Origin of the sequence: Streptomyces sp. NPDC098789, from assembly GCF_044759975.1 — a bacterium.
Lineage (GTDB): Bacteria > Actinomycetota > Actinomycetes > Streptomycetales > Streptomycetaceae > Streptomyces.
The window spans coordinates 1-19153 of the sequence record NZ_JBIWAJ010000037.1 but is presented as its reverse complement, the minus strand read 5'-3'; the positions used below and the strand labels follow the sequence as shown (position 1 = coordinate 19153).

Below are 19153 nucleotides of genomic sequence, written 5' to 3'. Positions count from 1 at the left end.
CCTGCACGAAATTTCGCAGAGGGCCAACGTCGTCCCTCGGCTATGCATATGCCACGACGACGACGGGAGTCCCGATGCGTTCCGCATCCACGCACTCCGCGACCGGCCCCAGCACCACCGCCTGGTCGCCCATGGACGGTCGCCCCGCCCAGCAGGGCATGTACGACCCGCGCAACGAGCACGACGCCTGTGGCGTCGGTTTCGTGGCCAACCTCACCGGCGAGGCCAGCCACATGCTGGTCGAGCAGGCGCTGACCGTACTGCGGAACCTCGAACACCGCGGGGCCACCGGCTCCGAGCCCGACTCGGGCGACGGCGCGGGCATCCTCAGCCAGGTCCCCGACGCGTTCCTGCGCGCGGTCACCGACTTCGAGCTGCCCGAGGCCGGCGCCTACGCCGTCGGCATCGCCTTCCTCCCCGCGGACGACTCCACGCAGGCCGTCGCGCAGATCGAGGCCATCGCCGCCGAGGAGCACCTCACCGTGCTCGGCTGGCGCGAGGTGCCGGTCGCTCCCGACCTGCTCGGCAACGGCGCCCGCGCCACCATGCCGGCCTTCGCCCAGCTCTTCGTGAGCAACGGCAGCACCGGCATCGAGCTGGACCGCAAGGCGTTCGTGCTGCGCAAGCGCGCCGAGCGCGAAGCGGGCGTGTACTTCCCCTCGCTGTCCGCCCGCACCATCGTCTACAAGGGCATGCTGACCACCGGCCAGCTGGAGCCCTTCTTCCCGGACCTCTCCGACCGTCGCTTCGCCTCGACGCTCGCCCTGGTCCACTCGCGGTTCTCGACGAACACCTTCCCGTCCTGGCCGCTCGCCCACCCGTACCGCTTCGTCGCGCACAACGGCGAGATCAACACGGTCAAGGGCAACCGCAACTGGATGAAGGCCCGCGAGTCCCAGCTGGCCTCCGGCGTCTTCGGCGAGGGCGCGCTGGAGCGGATCTTCCCGATCTGTACGCCCGACGCCTCCGACTCGGCGTCCTTCGACGAGGTCCTGGAGCTGATCCACCTCGGTGGCCGTTCGCTCCCGCACAGCGTGCTGATGATGATCCCCGAGGCGTGGGAGAACCACACCTCGATGGACCCCGACCGCCGTGCGTTCTACCAGTACCACTCCACCCTGATGGAGCCCTGGGACGGACCCGCCTGCGTCACCTTCACCGACGGCACCCAGGTCGGCGCGGTCCTCGACCGCAACGGTCTGCGCCCCGGCCGCTACTGGGTCACCGACGACGGCCTCGTCGTCCTCGGCTCCGAGGTCGGCGTCCTCGACATCGACCCGGCCAAGGTCGTCCGCAAGGGCCGCCTGCAGCCCGGCAAGATGTTCCTCGTCGACACCGCCCAGAAGCGGATCATCGAGGACGACGAGATCAAGGCCGAGCTCGCGGGCGCGGCGCCGTACGCCGAGTGGCTCGAAGCCGGTGAGATCGAGCTGGAGGACCTCCCCGAGCGCGAGCACATCGTGCACACCCACGCCTCGGTCACGCGCCGTCAGCAGACCTTCGGGTACACCGAGGAAGAGCTGAAGATCATCCTGGCGCCGATGGCCCGTACCGGTGGCGAGCCGCTCGGTTCCATGGGCACGGACTCCCCGATCGCGGCCCTGTCCGAGCGCCCCCGGCTGCTCTTCGACTACTTCACCCAGCTCTTCGCGCAGGTCACCAACCCGCCGCTGGACGCCATCCGCGAGGAGCTCGTCACCTCGCTGCTGTCCTCCCTGGGCCCCGAGGGCAACCTGCTGGAGGCGACCTCCGCGTCGTGCCGCAGCGTCACCCTGCCCTTCCCGGTGATCGACAACGACGAGCTGGCCAAGCTCGTCCACATCAACGCCGACGGCAACATGTCCGGCATGAAGGCCGCCACCCTCTCGGGCCTCTACCGGGTCTCGGGCGGTGGCGAGGCGCTCGCCGCGCGGATCGAGGAGATCCGCGCCGAGGCCGACGCCGCCATAGAGAACGGCGCCCGCCTGATCGTCCTGTCGGACCGGCACTCCGACGCCGAGCACGCGCCGATCCCCTCGCTGCTGCTCACCGCCGCGGTGCACCACCACCTCATCGCCACCAAGCAGCGCACCCAGGTGGGTCTGCTGATCGAGGCCGGCGACGTCCGCGAGGTCCACCACGTCGCCCTGCTCATCGGCTACGGCGCGGCCGCGGTCAACCCGTACCTGGCCATGGAATCCGTCGAGGACCTGCTGCGCGCGGGCACCTTCCTGGCGGACCTGGAGCCCGAGCAGGCCATCCGGAACCTGATCTACGCGCTCGGCAAGGGCGTCCTGAAGGTCATGTCCAAGATGGGCATCTCCACGGTCGCCTCCTACCGGGGCGCCCAGGTCTTCGAGGCCATCGGCCTCAACGAGGACTTCGTCGGCACGTACTTCAGCGGCACCGCCACCAAGATCGGCGGCGCCGGCCTGGACGTCATCGCCAAGGAGGTGGCCGCGCGCCACGCCAAGGCGTACCCCGTCTCCGGCATCGCCCCGGCGCACCGCGCGCTGGAGATCGGTGGCGAGTACCAGTGGCGCCGCGAGGGCGAGCCGCACCTGTTCGACCCGGACACGGTCTTCCGCCTCCAGCACGCCACCCGCAACCGCCGGTACGACATCTTCAAGCAGTACACGGACCGGGTGAACGAGCAGTCCGAGCGGCTGATGACGCTCCGCGGCCTGTTCGGCTTCAAGACGAGCGCGAGCGAGCGCCCCGGCGCCCGCCCGGCGATCTCCATCGACGAGGTGGAGTCGGTCGCCGACATCGTCAAGCGCTTCTCCACGGGCGCCATGTCGTACGGCTCCATCTCGATGGAGGCGCACGAGACGCTCGCCATCGCCATGAACCAGCTGGGCGGCAAGTCCAACACCGGTGAGGGCGGCGAGGACCCGGAGCGCCTGTACGACCCGGCGCGCCGCTCGGCGATCAAGCAGGTCGCCTCCGGCCGCTTCGGCGTCACCAGCGAGTACCTGGTCAACGCGGACGACATCCAGATCAAGATGGCGCAGGGCGCCAAGCCCGGCGAGGGCGGCCAGCTGCCCGGCCACAAGGTCTACCCGTGGGTCGCCAAGACCCGGCACTCCACCCCGGGCGTCGGTCTGATCTCCCCGCCGCCGCACCACGACATCTACTCCATCGAGGACCTGGCTCAGCTGATCCACGACCTCAAGAACGCCAACCCGGTCGCCCGCATCCACGTGAAGCTGGTCTCCGAGGTCGGCGTCGGGACCGTCGCCGCCGGTGTGTCCAAGGCGCACGCGGACGTCGTCCTCATCTCCGGCCACGACGGCGGTACGGGCGCGTCTCCTCTGACGTCCCTGAAGCACGCGGGCGGTCCCTGGGAGCTCGGCCTCGCCGAGACCCAGCAGACGCTGCTGCTCAACGGCCTGCGCGACCGCATCGTCGTCCAGACCGACGGACAGCTCAAGACCGGCCGCGACGTCATCATCGCCGCGCTGCTCGGCGCCGAGGAGTTCGGTTTCGCGACCGCGCCGCTCGTCGTCTCCGGCTGCGTCATGATGCGCGTCTGCCACCTCGACACCTGCCCCGTCGGCATCGCCACGCAGAACCCGGTGCTGCGCGACCGCTTCTCCGGCAAGCCCGAATTCGTCGTGAACTTCTTCGAGTTCATCGCGGAGGAGGTGCGCGAGCTGCTCGCCGAGCTGGGCTTCCGCACCATCGAGGAGGCCGTCGGTCACGCCGAACTCCTCGACACCACCAAGGCCGTCGCGCACTGGAAGGCCCAGGGCCTCGACCTGGACCCGCTCTTCCACGTGCCCGAGCTGCCCGAGGGCGCGGTCCGTCACGCCCTCATCGAGCAGGACCACGGTCTGGCCAAGGCCCTCGACAACGAGCTGATCCGGCTGGCCGCCGACGCGCTGAACGCCCCGAGCGCCGAGGCCGCCCACCCGGTCCGCGCGCAGGTCGCGATCCGCAACATCAACCGGACCGTCGGCACCATGCTCGGCCACGAGGTCACCAAGCGGTTCGGTGGCGCGGGCCTGCCCGACGACACCATCGACCTCACCTTCACGGGTTCGGCCGGTCAGTCCTTCGGCGCCTTCCTGCCGCGCGGCATCACGCTGCGCCTGGAGGGCGACGCCAACGACTACGTCGGCAAGGGCCTCTCCGGCGGCCGTGTCGTGGTCCGCCCGGACCGCGGCGCCGACCACCTGGCCGAGTACTCGACCATCGCGGGCAACACCATCGGCTACGGCGCGACCGGCGGCGAGATGTTCCTGCGCGGCCGCACCGGCGAGCGCTTCTGCGTCCGCAACTCCGGCGCCCTGGTCGTCTCGGAGGGCGTGGGCGACCACGGCTGCGAGTATATGACCGGTGGCCAGGCCGTGGTCCTGGGCGAGACCGGGCGCAACTTCGCGGCCGGCATGTCGGGCGGCGTCGCGTACGTCATCGACCTCGACCCCTGCAACGTCAACGTCGGCAACGCGGGCGCGGTCGAGACCGACCTGTCCGACACCGACAAGCAGTGGCTGCACGATGTGGTGCGCCGCCACGAGGAGGAGACCGGCTCGACCGTGGCCGCCAAGCTCCTCGCCGACTGGTCCGTCTCGGTGGACCGCTTCAGCAAGATCATCCCCACCACGTACAAGGCAGTGCTCGCCGCCAAGGACGCCGCTGAGCGGGCCGGACTCTCCGAGTCGGAGACCACCGAGAAGATGATGGAGGCGGCGACCCATGGCTGACCCGAAGGGCTTCCTCACCACCCCCCGCGAGACCGCCTGTTCCCGTCCCGTCGCCGAGCGGCTCAAGGACTGGAACGAGGTCTACGTCCCGGGTTCGCTGCTGCCGATCATCAGCAAGCAGGCCGGTCGCTGCATGGACTGCGGCATCCCGTTCTGCCACAACGGCTGCCCGCTCGGGAACCTGATCCCCGAGTGGAACGACTTCGCCTACCGCGAGGACTGGACCGCCGCGTCCGAGCGCCTGCACGCCACGAACAACTTCCCGGAGTTCACCGGCCGCCTGTGCCCGGCTCCGTGCGAGTCGGCGTGCGTGCTCGGCATCAACCAGCCGGCCGTCACCATCAAGAACGTCGAAGTCTCGATCATCGACAAGGCGTGGGACAACGGCGACGTCACCCCGCAGGCCCCCGAGCGGCTGTCCGGCAAGACGGCGGCCGTCATCGGCTCGGGCCCGGCCGGTCTGGCCGCCGCCCAGCAGCTGACGCGGGCCGGCCACACCGTGGTGGTGTACGAGCGCGCGGACCGCGTCGGCGGCCTGCTGCGCTACGGCATCCCCGAGTTCAAGATGGAGAAGGTGCACATCAACCGCCGCATCGAGCAGATGCGCGCGGAGGGCACCAAGTTCCGCACCGGCGTGGAGATCGGCCGCGACGTCACCGCCACCGACCTGCGCAAGCGCTTCGACGCGGTCGTCATCGCGGCCGGCGCCACGGTCTCCCGCGACCTCCCGGTCCCGGGCCGCGACCTGAACGGCATCCACTTCGCGATGGAGTACCTGCCGCTGGCGAACAAGGTGCAGGAGGGCGACTTCCTGGCGCCCCCCATCACCGCCGCGGGCAAGCACGTCGTCGTCATCGGCGGCGGTGACACCGGCGCCGACTGCGTGGGCACCGCCCACCGCCAGGGCGCGGCCTCGGTCACCCAGCTGGAGATCATGCCGCGTCCCTCCGAGGACCGGCCGACCGGCCAGCCGTGGCCGACCTTCCCCATGCTGTACAAGGTCACCTCGGCCCACGAGGAGGGCGGCGAGCGGATCTACTCCGTCTCCACGACCCACTTCGAGGGCGACGAGGACGGCAACGTCCAGTCCCTGCACCTGATCGAGGTCGCCTTCGAGGCCGGCAAGCTCGTCCAGAAGGAGGGCACCGAGCGGGTCATCCCGGCGCAGCTGGTCACCCTCGCGATGGGCTTCACCGGCACCGACCAGGCCAACGGCCTGGTGGAGCAGTTCGGCCTGGAGCTGGACGCGCGGGGCAACGTCGCGCGGGACGCCTCCTACGCGACCAACGTGGACGGCGTCTTCGTCGCCGGCGACGCGGGCCGCGGCCAGTCCCTGATCGTGTGGGCCATCGCCGAGGGCCGCTCCGCGGCGCGCGGCGTGGACCGCTTCCTGACGGGCGCGAGCACCCTCCCGTACCCGGTCAAGCCGACGGACCGCTCGCTGATGGTGTGACCCCGGCCCCCTTCCCCTTACGGGGGAGGGGCCACCCACAGTGGTACCCCTCCCTTCGCGGGGAGGCCCTCATACGGTCCGTACAAAGGCGTACGGGCCCGCTCCTCGACGCCGTGCTCGCACCGCTCGGCCGCGGGCGGCCTCCCGGGCTTCGCCCGGCTGCGCCGGCCTCCGGCCTCCGGCCGTCGGTCCGGGGCGCGGCGGCAGTACCCCTCCCTTCGCGGGGAGGCCCTCATACGGTCCGTACAAAGGCGTACGGGACTCTGACACGGCGCCCGCCAGTCTCCGACCAGGGAAGGCGGGCGCTGTGGCATGCCCGGGGTCAGTCCGGGGCGAACTCGTAGCGGAGCTCGTACAGGTGCCCTGCTTTCACCATGACGGTGACCTCCACCGGTCGCCGGTCGTCGCTGAACACCGTCCGCAGAGTGCGCAACACCGGAAGGTCGCTGCTCAGGCCCAGCGCGCGGTGCTCCTCCTGAGTGGGGATGCGGGCCGAGACCCGGTCGACGCTCAGCCGGGGGCGGAAGCCGAGTCCGGCCAGCAAGGTGGGAGTGCCGCCCTTGATCTTGCGTGCCTCGGTGAGTGCGGTGCCGCGGGCGATGTCCAAGGGGTAGTAGGACCGGACGAGTTCTGCCGGTTCGCCGTCGATCCGTAGCAACTGGTGGCGCAGCAGGGCGCGGTCGTCAGGCCCGAGGCCCAGCGCGAGGGCGACGTCGGCGGGTGGCAACGCTTCACGGACCTCTACGAGCCTACTGACCGCGTGGGCCCCGGGTCCGGCTGCGTCGGTGAGCCACGGGTAGGGCGCATCGGCCGAGGCCCCCGTGGAGAGCGAGTCCGCAGGACGGATCGTGCGTTGTCGGTGCTCCCGCACGATCACGGCCGAGCCCGCTCGCCCGATGACGAGCCGTTCCTCTTTGAGCAGTCCCAAGGCCTTCTGCACGGTGGCGCTCGACGCGTCGAACCGAACCTTCAGGTGGGTGGTGGAGGGAAGTCTGGCCCCGGGGCCCAGCTCCCCGTTCATGATGTCATCGCGTAGGTCGGCGGCGATACGGACGTGCAGGGGGCGTTGGTCGAGCGACTGTTCCTCGGGTCTGGGCAACGTCATCCGATCCTGGTCTCGTAACGCAATTGCGCATGCTCGGCGGGCATGACCATCACATCGGCCTGGATGGCCCGGTCCGCCGCATCGAGCGTGACCCTCGATACGACCAGGACCGGTTCGCCGGGCTCGGTGCACAGTGGCTCGCACTCCTCTGCGCTCGGCAGGCGCGCCGTGACGTGCTCCACGACGCGTACTCCCGCGTGCCCCAGCCGGGCCAGCAAGGTGACTGCTCCGCCGCGGATCTTTGCGGTGCCCGCGAGAGGGGTGCCGAGCGCGATCGTGGCGGGGTAGTAGGTGTCAGTCAACTCGCACGGAACTCCGTCCAGTTCGATGACCCGCCGGCGCTGTACGACGTTCTCCCCGGCCTGCACGCGCAACATTCGGGCGACCTCATCCGATGCCGGCCGCACTCCCGCGTGCAGGATGCGCTGCCCGCCTACGCGCCCGCGAGCTGCGCTCTCCGCTGTCCACGCGTCCGACTCCGACTCCGCGCGCGGAGTCAGGTACGGCATCGACGCACTCGTCCACTGACCTTCGCCCATGTTGCCCTCCGCGAGCCCGTCCGGTTCTGCAGGTTCCACGGTATGTGACGAGCGGGTGTGGCCCTAGGCGAAAACCTTGCTGGAATTCGCGAATAGCGATACGTTCTGTGTGGCAATGGTGGCTCAGCGTCAAATGTGGGGTGGGCGTGTCCTTCTCTCGGCAGCAGACGTTTCCCGGGACTCGCGATTCGGTGCGGGCGGCCCGCAATTTCATCGGTGACTCGCTCGGGGGGTGGGGTGTCGCCGATCGCCGCGACGACATGCGCCTCTGCGTCTCCGAACTCGCGGCCAATGTGGTGACCCACGGAGTGCCCGAGGGGCGTCGGTTCGCCGTGCGCGTCGAGTGGGTGCGCGATCTGGTGCGCATCGAGGTGCGTGACAGCGGGCCAGGTGTCCCGGTGGTGCGGTGTGCGTCTCCTGATGCCCTGTCCGGGCGCGGCCTGTGGCTCGTCTCTCAGCTCGCGGATGGCCTCACCGTGGAGGACGGATCGGTCGGCAAGACGGTGAGTGCGGTCTTCCGTGTGCGAGGGGAGGGGCTACCCGCGAGTATTGACTATTAGTCAAAACGGGATCAGTCTCGGTGGCGAGCCGTTGTCGTGGTGTCGCCGTCGTGGGAGGTCGTCCCGTGGGTGCAGAAGAACTCGCCAGGCTGGGTGCGGAGTTGAAGGGGGCGCCGGTGCCCGGGTCGTTCGCCGGGCTGGCGGACGGGGAGCTCGGGCGGCTCGCCGACGCGCTGCGCGCGGAGCGGGAGCGGCAGGCCGCCGGGCTCGGCGACGCCGCCGAGGAAGCGTTGAAGCTCGTCCCCGCGCTCGCGCGCGGCGCCGTGCGCAAGGTGCTCTTCCGGTGAGCCGCGCCGAGGTGGAGAAGGTGGCCCGGTTGCTGGGGGAGGGCGACGCGGGGGCGCTGCGGTTCATGGAGGCACTGCCCGCCGAGGACCTGCGCCGCTTCCGCGAGCAGGTCACCGCCGTCCTGTACGACGGGGCGCCCGAGATGCTCGACCGGATCGCCGCCGCGACCAAGCTGGTGCCGGCCGCGGTGGCCGCCGCCATCTCGCAGAAGGCGCTCGGCCCGCGCCTCGCGGCGGCGGTCGCGGGCCGCCTCGACCCCGGGCGGGCCGCCGACATCATCGAGAAGCTCCCGGTGCCCTTCACCGTCGAGTCCTGTGCCCACCTCGACCCCCGGCGGATCGCCGGCGTGGTCGCACGGCTCGACGAGGGGCTGCTCGTCCGCATCGCCGTCGCGCTCGCCGAGTCGGCCGATTTCCTCACCATGGGCCGCTTCGTCGGCCACATCCGCGACCGGGCGCTCACCCGGATCCTCGAACAGGTCGACGACGAGGCCGTCCTGCGCACCGGCTTCTACGTCGACCAGCCCGAGCGGCTGCCGCACATCCTGCGGCTGATGGGCGACGAGCGGCTCGCGGGCGTGGTGCGGGCGGCCGCCGCGGGCGGGCTGTGGGAGGAGGCCGTCGCCGTCGCCGGGTCGGTCGACGGCGAACAGCGCGAACGGATCGCCCAGCTGACGGCCCGGCTGGAGGGCGGCGCCCTCGACTCACTGGTACGGGCCACCCACGAGCGCGGTCTGTGGGAGGCGCTGCTCCCGCTGGTCGCGCTGCTGGGGGAGGAGGACCGTACGGCCGTCGCCCGCTTGGCGGCGCTCCGCGAGCCCGAGGTGCTGCGCGGGGTGGTCCGCGCCGTCGTCGGGACCGGTCTGTGGGGGGAGTTCCTGCCGCTGGTCGGCGTGCTGCCCGAGGACGGGCGCAAGGTGGTCGCCGACACCGCGGCCCTGCTGGGCGACGGGGAGCTGGACGCGCTCGTCCGCGAGGTCGACAAGCGGGACCTGTGGGAACTGGTCCTGCCCCTGGTGGAGCTGATGGACGACGCGGGCAAGCAGCGCGTCTTCGAGCTGCCCGCCTTCCAGGACCAGGCGGGTAGTTAGCCGGGCCGCCGCGGCCTCGCCGGATCTCCGGGAGGCCGCGGCACCTGTATACACAGCGTCATGTCGCGAGCCATGTCGAAGGTCATGTCGAGTGTCGAGTGTCGTATCGAGTGTCGTATCGAGGGTCGGATCGAGTGTTGTGGTGAGGGTCGTGGCGAAGGCCGTGGCGAGTCCGCCGCCGTCCGGGGGCGGGGGCTGAGGCGGCTGCTGGCCTCGGCCTGCGGGGTCGTGCTCGCGCTGAGCGGGCTCACCGCGCTGGGGCCCGTCGCCGCCGCCGACGGGCGGGACCCCGGCCCCGGCCCGGGGCCCGGCCAGTACGACTACCGGGGGCTGCGCTTCACGCTCCCCGCGAGCTGGCGGGTCGTCGACCTCGACCGCGCCCCCGACGCCTGCCTGCGCCTCGATGTGCCCACGCTGTACGTGGGCCACGCCGGGACGCAGGGTGAGTGCGCGGGCCGGGCGGCCGTCGAGCGCGCCGACACCCTGCACCTGGAGCCCGTACGGGACGCCCCGCCGCGCGCGGACGTGCCGACCGTCGACGTACCGGTGGGCACCGCGCTGCCCGTCACCGGACCCCGCACGCCCAGCAACGAGCTGCGCTACGCCCTCGCCCAGTCGGGGGTGATGGCCACCGCCTCCTACGGCGACACGCCCGCCGCGGTCCGCGCCGTGATCGAGGGCGCCCGCCCGGTCGGCGGCCCCGGGGGCCACGCGGGCCCCCCGGCCACCGTGCCGGGCCGGCCCGCGTCCCCCGGTTCCGTCCTGCGGCCCGTCCCCGCACCGGCGGCCTCGGTCACGCCGGGCGCCTACACCGGCCTCGGCTTCGACGCGTGCACCGCCCCGGGCCAGGGCACCATGGACGGCTGGGGCGAGGAGTCCCCCTTCGGCGCCGTCGGCATCTACATCGGCGGCGGCTCCCGCGCCTGCGCCCAGCCGAAGCTGACCGCCGACTGGGTCAAGCGGCAGAGCGCCGCGGGCTGGCACCTGATGCCGATCTGGGTGGGCCGCCAGCCCTGGCGCAGTGCCACGACCGGGCTGTCCACCGACCCGGACACCGCGGCCGAACAGGGCCGGACGGCCGCCGACGGCGCGGCCTCGGCCGCCCGTTCGCTGGGCCTGGGGGCGGGCACCGTCCTCTACAACGACCTGGAGAACTACACCGACCGGGCCACCTGGGACCGGCCGGTGGTCGCGTACGTCGCCGCCTGGACCCAGCGGCTGCACGCCCTCGGCTACCGGGCCGCCGCCTACCTCGCCGCCGGTTCGGGGATGAAGGCGCTCAGCGCCGAGTACGCGCGCACCGGGCGCGCCGTCCCCGACGTCGTCTGGGCCGCGGCCTGGAACGGGCGCGCCTCGGTCACGGACTCGGACCTGGGCCTGCCCGCGGGCAGCGGGCAGTGGGGCGGGCGCCGGCGCGCCCACCAGTACCAGGGCGACCACGACGAGACCTACGCCGGGGTGACGATCAACATCGACCGCAACCAGGTCGACGTGAACCCGGCCGCGATCGCCCTCCCCGGGACCGCGCCCGCCCCCGAGCCGGTTCCGGCCCCGGCTCCGACCCCGGTGCCGGTCGTCCCCGCCCCCTTCGAGGACGAGGTCGAGGACGGGGACGATTACGAGGACTCCGAGGTCGAGCGCGCCTCACTCCTCCCGGGCGGGGTCGTCGTCGTTCCCCCGGCGGATCGTGCGCAGGCCGGCGGCCGGGGTCCACGCGCGGACCACCAGGTCGTCCCCGTCGATCCCGGTCAGGACCACCTCGGTCAGCTCCACCCGGAACAGGTGGGACGGGTGCGGCGGCTCGCCTGATTCCTCGGCGAAGCGGTGCAGCTCGGGCGGGTCCAGGATCTCCACGGCCCGCCCGGAGACGCGTACGTCCCCGTCGGGCATCGACTCGTCCGCACCCGGATTGGTGTGCAGCGCGAACCGGGGATCGCGCCGCAGGTCCAGGGCCTTCATCGACCCCGGCATCATCCCGAGCCACAGCTCGCCGCCCCGGAAGGTGGCGTTCAGTCCGCAGACCCGCGGCGAGCCGTCCTTGCGCAGGGTCGCCAGGACGTGGTGCGCGTACTGCCCGAAGCGGGCCCGGACCGCCTCGGCGAGTTCCGGCTCGGCCGCGGCGAAATGCGCCCAGTTGTTCGTCGTCATACCGCTATGAAAGCGCCTGGTCCGGGCGCCGACCGCGCAGGCGCGCACGATGTCCGCCGCGCAGGCGCGCACGCCGCCGACCCCTCAGGCGCGCACGATGCCCGCCGTCCGCGCAGCGGCCAGCCACGAGGGGAACTCCGAGACGAGCCGGTCGTACAACTGCGCGTCCGGCACCGCGCGCGGGTCCTCCCCGGCGTGGAAGTAGCCCGCGTTGTCGACGACGCGCGCCTGGGGCACCGGTAGCTCGTCCAGCTTGCGCAGGAAGTCGAACTGGGTGCTGCGGGTGTTGCCGAAGCCGACGAACTGCCAGAAGAGCGGCAGTCGGGCAGCCTTGCACAGGTGGCGCTCCGCCGCGGCCTTGTCGAGGGGGCCGCCGTCCGTCTGGAAGACCACCAGGGCGGGATCCGTCGCCCCGCTGTCCAGGTAGTGGTCGATGACCGCGTCCATCGCCGCGTCGTAGGACGTCCTGCCCATGTGCCCGAGGCCCGCCACGATGCGGCCCACCGCGCCCGCGTGCCGCTCCAGCGAGATCTCCTCGACGGCGTCGACGTCCGTGGAGAAGAAGACCGCCGGGACCCGACCGTCGTCGTCCAGGTGCGCCGACAGCCCGAGCACCCGGTCCGCGAAGGCCTGCACGGTGCCGTCGGCGTAGTACGGGCGCATCGAGCCGGAGTAGTCCAGCACCAGGTAGACCGCCGCCCGTTGACCGTCGAGGCCGTGCTTGCGCAGGGAGACCCCGGCGCTCTTGTACAGGCTGACGAGCGCCGGAGCGGTTTCTTCCATCTTGCGCAGGTTTATCGCACTACCGGTCATGGCCCCGAGGGTACGTCAACGGGCCCCGGTCGGACCCAGTGCCGCGTCCAGCCGTGCGGCCAGCCGTTCGCGGTGCGCGGCCGGGCCGCCGAACAGCCGCGCCGCGCCGTGGGCGCGCTTGAAGAACCGGTGCGCCTCGTGCTCCCAGGTGATCCCGATCCCGCCGTGCAGCTGGATCATCTCCCCGGCCACCCAGGAGTACGCCTCCCCGCACGCCGAACCGGCAGCCGCCGCCGGGTCGGGCGCGGCGTCCGCCGCCGCGGCCGCCAGGGCCAGGCCGCGGGCGTTCTCCACGGCGGCGTACATGTCGGCGAGCCGGTGCTTGACCGCCTGGAAGGAGCCGATCGGGCGGCCGAACTGGACCCGTTCCTTCGCGTACCCCACCGTCACCTCCAGGGCCCGCGCGGCCGCCCCGACCTGTTCCGCGGCCAGTGCGGTGACGCCCAGGTCCCGCACCCGGGCCAGGATCCGCTCCCCGTCGCCCTCGGCGCCGACCAGGGCGGCCGGGGTCCGGTCCAGGGCCAGCTCCGCGAGCGGGCGGCTCGGATCCATGGTCGAGCGGATCCGCCAGGCGGCCGGCGGCCCGGTCAGCCGGAACAGCGAGAGCGCCCCGCCGCCTCCCCCCTCTCCGGGGCCTTCGCCCGCCGCGCTCCGCGCGAAGACGAGCACGACCTCGGGGACCCCCGCGCCGGAGCCCGGCAGGACGTACTCCTTGGCGCCGGTCAGGAGCCACCCCCGCGCCGGATCCCGGACCGCCCGGGTCCGCAGCGCCGAGGGCTCCCAACTCCCGCGCTCCGCCCAGGCCAGCGCCCCGGCGGCCGCCCCCTCGGCCAGATCCGGCAGCAGCCGCGCACAGGCGTGCGCGTCCCCCGCCGCCACCAGCGCGCCCACGGTCAGCACCGCGGAGCCCAGGTACGGTACGGGGCTCAGCGCACCCCCCAGCGCGTCCATGACCACGGCCACCTCGGCGCTCCCGCAGCCCAGCCCGCCGTACTCCTCGGGCACCGCCAGCGCCGCCGCGCCCACCCGGCCGGTCAGCGGGGCCCAGGCCGCCGCGCCCGGGTGCCGGGCGAGCACCGACCGTACGGCCGCGCCCAGTTCCCGCTGCTCCGGGGTCCGCTCCAGGGTCCTCACGACCGCTCCTCCCGCTCCCCGCGCGCGGCCCGCCGCAGCGGGGCCTTCTGGAGCTTGCCGCCGGCGTTGCGCGGCAGCTCGGCCACCGTGGTGAAGCGCCGGGGGACCTTGAAGTTGGCCAGCCGCTCCCGGGTCCAGGCGGTCAGCTGCGCCGCCGTGACGGGTTCGGTGGTGACCACGAAGGCCACCCCGACCTCGCCGAGCCGCTCGTCGGGGGCGCCCACCACCGCCGCGTCGGTGATCGCGGGATGGGTCAGCAGCACGTTCTCCACCTCCGCCGGATAGGCGTTGAACCCGCCCACCACGTACATGTCCTTGAGCCGGTCGGTGATGGCGAGGTAGCCGCGCGCGTCCAGCACCCCGATGTCCCCGGTGCGCAGCCAGCCGTCCGCGAGCACCGCCTCGGCGGTCGAGGCCGGGTCGTCGAGGTAGCCGGTCGTCACGTGGTAGCCGCGCACCTGTACCTCGCCGGGCTCCCCGGCCGGCAGCACCCGGCCCAGCGGATCCGTGATCCGCACCTCGGTGTCGGGCAGCGGCAGCCCCACCGTGTGGGCGAGGGTCATGGCGTCCGCGTCGGTCGGGCAGACGGAGACGACGCCGCCGGACTCGGTCAGTCCGTACGCCGTGAACACGTCCGGAGCACCCAACTCGCCGCGGATCCGCTCGACCAGCGCGGTCGGCACGGTGGCCGCGCCGGTGCCCGCCAGGCGCAGCGCGGACAGGTCGTGCGCCGCCCGGCCGGGGTGTTCGAGCAGGCCGTGGAAGACGGTCGGCGGGCCCATCAGGCAGCTGACCCGCTCCGTGGCCATCCGGTGCAGGATGCGGTCGGTGTCGTAGACCGCCTCGGGGAGCATGGTGACCCCGCGCAGCAGGCAGGCGAGCACCCCGGCCTTGTAGCCGAAGGTGTGGAAGAACGGGTTGACCAGCAGGTACCGGTCGCCGGGGCGCAGGGTGACCAGCCGCGACCAGGAGTCGTAGAGGCGCACGCTCTGGCCGTGGGTGGTCATCACGCCCTTGGAACGGCCGGTGGTGCCGGAGGTGTAGAGGATGTCGCTGAGGTCCGTGGGGCGTACGGCGGCCAGCCGGGCCAGTCGCTCCCGCTCCGGGACCCGCTCCCCGGCGCGCAGGTACGCCTCCCAGGAGTGCACCGAGGAACGCGCCGGCTCCCCGGCGGGCGGGGTCCCCGCACCCGCGTCGCGCAGCACCACCGTGGCGGCGAGGGCGCCCAGGTCCTCGCCGGATCCGTGCAGGGCTTCGACGTAGTCGGTGCCGAGGAAGCCGCGTTCGGTGAAGAGGACGCGGGCGCCGCTGCGCCGGATGACGTCGGCCGCCTCGGCGGGCTTGTAGCGGGTGTTGACGGGGACGAGGACCGCGCCCACGCCGACCGCCCCGAGCGCGGCGGTGATCCACTGGCGGCTGTTGGGGGCCCAGAGCGCGACCCGGTCGCCGGGCCGGACGCCGAGGGCGACGGCGGCGCGGGCGGCCCCGGCGATCTCGGCGTCGAGCCGGGCGAAGGTCCAGCGGACCTCGCCGTCGGCGAGCGCTTCGAGGTCCCCGTACGCGGCGGCGGCGAAGGCGGGCAGCCGGGCCAGGGTGGCGGGCGGTGCGGGGTGCTGCGGAGTCTGGCGGGGGCTGGACACGGACCCTCCCTACTTGACGAGCGAGCGTGGGCGGTATCCAATCACAGCTGTTTCGGTTAGGCATATACCTAGTAGGAATATCTCTCGGAGGTCGCCGTGGTGGTTCCCGTGGTCCCTGTCGTGCCCGTGGTTGCTGTGGTTCCCGTGGTTCCCGTGGTTCCCGTGGACATGAGGTCCGCGCTCTCCAGCTTCGCCACCGGCGTCGCCGTCATCACGGCGCGCGAGGGCGACGGCCGTCCCGTCGGGATGGCCGTGCAGTCCTTCTCCTCCGTGTCCCTCGACCCGCCGCTGGTGTGCTTCTGCCCGGCGCGCACCTCGTCCAGCTGGCCCCGGATCCGCGCGGCCGGCCGCTTCGCCGTCAACATCCTGGCGGCCGACCAGCAGGAGCTGTGTCGTCGCTTCGCGGTGACCGGGGGCGACAAGTTCGCCGGTGTGCCGTGGCGTTCGGGCGGCAACGGCGCACCCCTGCTCGACGGCGTCCTCGCGACGGTCGAGTGCGTGCTGGAGGACGTCCTGGACGGGGGTGACCACGCGATCGCGCTCGGCCGGGTCACCGCCCTGGCCGCGCACCGGGAGGGGGCCCCGCTGCTCTACTTCCGGCGCACCTACGGGGTGTTGCCCTCAGGGGCGGCCGGTTCCCGGGTCGCCGCGCGCTCCGCCTCCAGCGCCTCGATGTCCTCCAGCATGGCGGCGGCGAGGTCGCGCTCGGAGGCGTAGTACCGCTCGGCCCATTTGAGGGTGAGGGTGGGGTAGGCCCACGCCGCCTCGTCCTTGGCGCCCTCGACGTCCGCGACCGCCCGCAGGCGCATCTTCTCCGCGAACTCCTGGTGCTGCGCGAGCACTTCGCGCATCTGCTCCGGCTCCAGCAGGTGCCCCAGCCACAATCGCAGCATCGGTCCGTGCTTGAGGACGGGCGGGTCGACGGGGGCCCGGCGGGCCCAGTCGCGCACGGCGTCCATGCCCTCGTCGGTGATCCGGTAGACCCGCTTGTCGCGGGTGCCGGTCTCCTGGGCGACCAGGCGCGAGGAGGCGTAGCCGGCCTTCTCCAGGCGCTTGAGTTCGCTGTAGATCTGGCTGAAGGAGGGGCTCCAGTAGAAGAACTTGAGCGACCAGTCCGACCACTTCTTCAGGTCGTAACCGGACAGCTCCTCCCCGAAGGAGAGCAGCCCGAGCACCGCCCAGCTCGTTGCGGGGAGCGCGCGCCTGTTCGTCTCTTCTGCCACGGACCGCAGTCTACGACCGGTCCCGGCGGCGCCCTTCCCCCTGCGGGGTATGCCTGCTAGAAGTATGCCTATTAGGAATACTCGTGATGGAGGGACCTCACCGTGAAGTTCTCGATGATCTTCGAGGCGCAGCTCGTCGACCCCACCCCCGAACGCGAACGCCAGGTCATCCACGACTGCGTCGAACAGGCCGTCCACGCCGAGCGGATGGGCTTCGACCGGATCTGGGCGGTGGAGCACCACTCCCTGACCCAGTACGCCCACATGAGCGCCTCCGAGATCTTCCTGACCTGGGTCGCCGCCCGGACCGAGCGGATCCGCATCGGCCACGGCGTGGTCACCATGCCCTTCGGCTATCAGCACCCGGTGCGCGTCGCCGAACGCGCCGCGATGCTCGACGTGCTCTCCGGCGGCCGCGTGGACATCGGCGCCGGGCGCGGCGCCACCCGCCAGGAGATGTCCATGTACGGGGTGCGCCCCGAGGACACCTACCCGCAGATGGAGGAGGCCCTGCGGATCTTCTCCTCGGCGTGGAAGGAGGAGCGGTTCGAGTGGCACGGCTCGATCGACATCGGGCCCGGGGCGATCCTGCCCCGCCCCGTCCAGGACCCGCACCCGCCGCTCTTCATGGCCTGCTCCAAGCACGACACCCTCAAGCTGGCCGCCGAACTCGGCATCGGCGCCTTGGTGATGGGCTTCGCGGGCGCCGACGACGTCCGCGCGATGCGCAAGGTCTACGACGAGGCCATCGCCACCCGCAGCGGCGAGCGGTTCGTGTCGGACGTCGTCAACGACCACCTCTCCGCCCTCTGCCCGACCATCGTCCTCGACGACGCCGAGCGCGCCCTGCGCCTGGGCACCCGCGGCCAGCGCTTCTTCGCCGAGTCCATCGCGCACTGGTACGGCAACGGCCCCGAGCCCACCGGTTACGCCGAGGACGAGAGCGCCGAGCAGCACGCCGCCGCCCTGCACAAGGGCCGCGAGGAGCTCGTCGCCCGGCTCCACGAGGCGAACATCCCCGCCCGCCCCGTCGACACCGGCACCTACAACGCCGAACACGCCTACGGCAGCGCCGAGACCGCGATCGCATACGTCGAGCAGCTCCGCGAGATCGGTGTGGACGAGGTGATGTGCCTGATCCAGATGGGCACCGTCCCGCAGGAGGTCTGCATGGAGACCATCCGCCAGTGGGGCGAGAAGGTCATCCCCCACTTCCGCGCGCTGGAGGGCTGACCCGTGGGAGCCGGAGCGGTGATCTCGCTGGACGGGAAGGTCGTCGTCATCACCGGCGCCGGCCGCGGTCAGGGCGCGGCGGAGGCCCGGCTGTGCGCGGAGGCCGGCGCCCGGGTCGTCGTCACCGACATCCGCGAGGAGGAGGGCCGCGAGGTCGCCGCCACCCTCGGCGACCAGGGCCTGTACGTACGGCACGACGTGGCCGACGCGGAGAGCTGGGCGGGGGTGGTGCGGGCCGCGGTGGCCGCGTACGGAGGGGTCTCGGCCCTGGTCAACAACGCGGCCCTGTGGCGCACCGCCCACGTGGAGCGGCAGAGCGCCGAAGGCTTCGAAGCGCTGCTCCGGGTCAACCTGTTGGGCCCCTTCCTAGGCATCCAGGCGGTGGCCCCGCTCATGCGGGCGGCAGGGGGCGGCTCCGTCGTGAACATCTCCTCCACCGCCGGCCTGGTCGGGATACCGGGCCACGCGGCCTACGGCTCCACGAAGTTCGCCCTGCGCGGGCTGACCCGGTCGGCGGCCCTGGACCTGGCCGGGGACGGGATCCGGGTCAACTCCGTGCACCCGGGGGCGATCGACACCCCGATGGTCGCCGGAGCGGTGGCGGGCCGGGACTGGTCGCACCTGCCGCTGGGGCGGATGGGGCGCCCGGAGGAGGTCGGCGAGCTGGTGCGGTTCCTCTGTTCGGACGCCTCCTCCTACATCACGGGCGCGGAGTTCACCGTCGACGGCGGGATGACGACCCGATGACGCCGCATCGGCGCGCCCGCCCCGAGGCGCTGTCCCCGCGCGCACGGGAGGTGTGCGCGGCGATGTCGGCGCACTTCCCGCCGCCGGGGGACGCCGGTGCGCTGCGGGCCGCGGTCGCCGCGGGCGCCGCGGTGGCCCGGCCGGGGCCGCCGGTGGCCGCCGTGCGCTACGCGGTGGCCGACGGGGTGCCGGTGCGGGTCTACGATCCGGCTCCGGCTCCGGCTCCGGGGGCGCAGGGGCGCCCGCTGGTCGTGTACTTCCACGGCGGGGGCTGGGTGATGTGCGGCCCGGACACGCACGACGCGACCTGCCGGACGCTGGCCGCGCGGTCGGGGGCGGTCGTGGTCTCGGCGGACTACCGGCTCGCCCCCGAACACCCCTGGCCCGCGGCGCCCGACGACGCCCTGACCGTGCTGCTGTGGGCCCGTGCCCGGGCCGGCGAGCTCGGCTGCGACCCCGCCGCGGTGGTGGTCGCGGGGGACTCCAGCGGGG

Annotated in this window: 16 protein-coding genes and 1 pseudogene; 10 read left to right on the top strand and 7 right to left on the bottom strand. The window is 72.7% G+C overall.

Annotation, left to right across the window (positions count from 1 at the left end; genetic code table 11):
- The first annotated feature begins 131 nt into the window (after window positions 1-131).
- Both gltB and ACIQWR_RS40190 read left to right on the top strand, forming a co-directional pair.
- Complete coding sequence (gene gltB / locus ACIQWR_RS40195; protein WP_404020776.1) at window positions 132-4688, top strand: glutamate synthase large subunit; 4557 nt, start codon at window positions 132-134, stop codon at window positions 4686-4688.
- A complete protein-coding gene (locus tag ACIQWR_RS40190) occupies window positions 4681-6141 on the top strand; it encodes a glutamate synthase subunit beta (RefSeq protein WP_404020744.1) in 1461 nt (486 codons plus the stop codon). Before gltB ends, ACIQWR_RS40190 begins: the two co-directional genes overlap by 8 nt.
- A 322-nt stretch (window positions 6142-6463) precedes the next feature.
- Here ACIQWR_RS40190 and ACIQWR_RS40185 read toward each other — a convergent pair whose 3' ends face one another.
- Both ACIQWR_RS40185 and ACIQWR_RS40180 read right to left on the bottom strand, forming a co-directional pair.
- Window positions 6464-7246 (bottom strand): GntR family transcriptional regulator, encoded by a 783-nt coding sequence (locus ACIQWR_RS40185; RefSeq protein WP_404020741.1) that lies wholly within the window; start codon window positions 7244-7246, stop codon window positions 6464-6466.
- The gene (locus tag ACIQWR_RS40180; protein WP_404020773.1) at window positions 7243-7755 is read right to left on the bottom strand and encodes a GntR family transcriptional regulator; all 513 of its coding nucleotides are present in this window, start codon (window positions 7753-7755) and stop codon (window positions 7243-7245) included. The genes ACIQWR_RS40185 and ACIQWR_RS40180 overlap by 4 nt, the downstream gene beginning before the upstream one ends.
- A gap of 176 nt (window positions 7756-7931) precedes the next feature.
- Here ACIQWR_RS40180 and ACIQWR_RS40175 point away from each other — a divergent pair, with 176 nt between their 5' ends.
- From ACIQWR_RS40175 to ACIQWR_RS40160, 4 genes and pseudogenes are all read left to right on the top strand, one after another.
- Complete coding sequence (locus ACIQWR_RS40175) at window positions 7932-8345, top strand: ATP-binding protein (protein WP_404020738.1); 414 nt, start codon at window positions 7932-7934, stop codon at window positions 8343-8345.
- Window positions 8346-8410: 65 nt separating this feature from the next.
- A complete protein-coding gene (locus tag ACIQWR_RS40170; RefSeq protein WP_399259317.1) occupies window positions 8411-8632 on the top strand; it encodes a hypothetical protein in 222 nt (73 codons plus the stop codon).
- A complete protein-coding gene (locus ACIQWR_RS40165; protein ID WP_404020737.1) occupies window positions 8629-9723 on the top strand; it encodes a hypothetical protein in 1095 nt (364 codons plus the stop codon). Before ACIQWR_RS40170 ends, ACIQWR_RS40165 begins: the two co-directional genes overlap by 4 nt.
- A gap of 60 nt (window positions 9724-9783) precedes the next feature.
- A pseudogene (locus ACIQWR_RS40160) lies at window positions 9784-11199 on the top strand (DUF1906 domain-containing protein); the annotation flags it as partial.
- Window positions 11200-11367: 168 nt separating this feature from the next.
- On the opposite strand, the gene ACIQWR_RS40155 reads toward ACIQWR_RS40160, so the two are convergent.
- The 4 genes from ACIQWR_RS40155 to ACIQWR_RS40140 form a co-directional block, all read right to left on the bottom strand.
- On the bottom strand, window positions 11368-11871 hold the full coding sequence (locus tag ACIQWR_RS40155) for a pyridoxamine 5'-phosphate oxidase family protein (protein ID WP_404020735.1): 504 nt from the start codon (window positions 11869-11871) through the stop codon (window positions 11368-11370).
- A gap of 84 nt (window positions 11872-11955) precedes the next feature.
- Window positions 11956-12684, bottom strand: coding sequence for a VWA domain-containing protein (locus ACIQWR_RS40150; protein WP_404020732.1), 729 nt, complete (start codon window positions 12682-12684; stop codon window positions 11956-11958).
- A gap of 15 nt (window positions 12685-12699) precedes the next feature.
- Window positions 12700-13818 (bottom strand): acyl-CoA dehydrogenase family protein, encoded by a 1119-nt coding sequence (locus tag ACIQWR_RS40145; protein WP_404020729.1) that lies wholly within the window; start codon window positions 13816-13818, stop codon window positions 12700-12702.
- Complete coding sequence (locus ACIQWR_RS40140; protein WP_404020726.1) at window positions 13815-15458, bottom strand: FadD3 family acyl-CoA ligase; 1644 nt, start codon at window positions 15456-15458, stop codon at window positions 13815-13817. Before ACIQWR_RS40140 ends, ACIQWR_RS40145 begins: the two co-directional genes overlap by 4 nt.
- A 168-nt stretch (window positions 15459-15626) precedes the next feature.
- Between ACIQWR_RS40140 and ACIQWR_RS40135 the strand changes: the two genes are divergently transcribed.
- On the top strand, window positions 15627-16175 hold the full coding sequence (locus tag ACIQWR_RS40135) for a flavin reductase family protein (protein ID WP_404020770.1): 549 nt from the start codon (window positions 15627-15629) through the stop codon (window positions 16173-16175).
- Here ACIQWR_RS40135 and ACIQWR_RS40130 read toward each other — a convergent pair.
- The gene (locus ACIQWR_RS40130) at window positions 16064-16681 is read right to left on the bottom strand and encodes a helix-turn-helix transcriptional regulator (protein ID WP_404020724.1); all 618 of its coding nucleotides are present in this window, start codon (window positions 16679-16681) and stop codon (window positions 16064-16066) included. The two genes, ACIQWR_RS40135 and ACIQWR_RS40130, sit on opposite strands and share 112 nt — an antisense overlap.
- Before the next feature lie 102 nt (window positions 16682-16783).
- On the opposite strand from ACIQWR_RS40130, the gene ACIQWR_RS40125 reads away from it, so the two are divergent.
- The 3 genes from ACIQWR_RS40125 to ACIQWR_RS40115 form a co-directional block, all read left to right on the top strand.
- A complete protein-coding gene (locus ACIQWR_RS40125; RefSeq protein ID WP_404020721.1) occupies window positions 16784-17914 on the top strand; it encodes an LLM class flavin-dependent oxidoreductase in 1131 nt (376 codons plus the stop codon).
- A 3-nt stretch (window positions 17915-17917) separates the two neighbouring features.
- Window positions 17918-18661, top strand: a complete 744-nt coding sequence (locus ACIQWR_RS40120; protein ID WP_404020719.1) for an SDR family NAD(P)-dependent oxidoreductase — start codon at window positions 17918-17920, stop codon at window positions 18659-18661.
- Window positions 18658-19153 (top strand): alpha/beta hydrolase fold domain-containing protein (locus ACIQWR_RS40115; RefSeq protein WP_404020716.1); only part of this gene is annotated, 496 nt, incomplete at its 3' end. The genes ACIQWR_RS40120 and ACIQWR_RS40115, both read left to right, overlap by 4 nt.